Below are 236 nucleotides of genomic sequence, written 5' to 3'. Positions count from 1 at the left end.
CGGGCATTAGATTTCTGGCGTGCCTGTTCAAGATAGTAAGTCACCCCACCGCCACTCATTCGCGTTTCGCCAGGGTTATTACCAAACAGCACTACCAGCTTACTGTTTTCGATATCCGACGGGCTGTTGCCATCTGCCCAGCCGCCGTAGGTATAGTTCAAACCTTCCGCAATTTGCGCGGAGGAGTAGTCGCCGTAATGGTTCAGATAGCCGCCGCAGCAGTTCATCAGCCGCGC

The 236-nt window shown here is 54.7% G+C and carries 1 protein-coding gene; it reads right to left on the bottom strand.

All coding sequences use genetic code 11. The features are described from left to right. Positions 1-236: molybdopterin-dependent oxidoreductase (locus SB659_RS20515; RefSeq protein WP_410551772.1), on the bottom strand; the 236-nt coding region annotated here is incomplete at both ends.

This window comes from Arthrobacter sp. SIMBA_036 (genome assembly GCF_046535135.1).
Taxonomy (GTDB): domain Bacteria; phylum Actinomycetota; class Actinomycetes; order Actinomycetales; family Micrococcaceae; genus Arthrobacter.
Note: the sequence above shows the minus strand (reverse complement) of the source record. Positions and strands in the feature narration are given on the sequence as shown.